This window comes from Microbacterium sp. Ru50 (genome assembly GCF_002920555.1).
GTDB lineage: Bacteria > Actinomycetota > Actinomycetes > Actinomycetales > Microbacteriaceae > Microbacterium > Microbacterium arborescens.
In genome coordinates, this window is the sequence record NZ_PQSV01000052.1 from 1 (window position 1) to 612 (window position 612).

1 protein-coding gene is annotated in these 612 nt (G+C 73.2%); it reads right to left on the bottom strand.

What is annotated here, in order from left to right; all coding sequences use genetic code 11:
• Positions 1-402: YqgE/AlgH family protein (locus C3481_RS16205; protein ID WP_181021967.1), on the bottom strand; the 402-nt coding region annotated here is incomplete at its 3' end.
• Positions 403-612 lie beyond the last annotated feature (210 nt).

The window sequence follows — 612 nt, forward strand, 5'->3', positions numbered from 1 at the left end:
GGAGAGCAGCTCGGGCGGCGCCTCCAGGTCGACCAGGCCGATCGCGCCGTGCACGCGGCGCCAGCCGAGGGGGCCGTCGCCGTCGCTGTCAGCGCCGTCCGGGACGTCCGCCCCGGGCGACCCGGCGTGCTCGCCCGCCTCGCCCGGGACGACCGCGACGCCGAGCGCGGAGTCCAGCGAGACCGGGCCGCCCTGGAAGACCACGCCCGGCTCGCCCGCCAGGTCGGCCCAGGGCTGGAGGATGTCCGCCACGCCGACGGGCGTGGGGCGGTTCAGGACCACGCCGAGCGAGCCCTCCTCGTCGTGGTCGAGGAGCAGCACGACGGCCCGGTCGAAGTTCGGGTCGGCGAGCGCGGGGGTCGCGACGAGCAGCCGGCCTGTGAGCGAGGACACCTCGGTCATGGCGACATGATCCCGCACTTCGGGCCGGTACGGAGGGCCAATGGCCGCACCCGTATGCGCGCACTCGGCACGGAGGGGACGCACGGCGACCGATCCGGCATCACGGGCCCTCTTTCACATCACGGTCCGTTCCGGCGGATAAACCGTGCGTGTTGTGACAGAGCTATTACATGCACAGGGGCCGCTCGACCCTTCGGACTACCCCTGTAC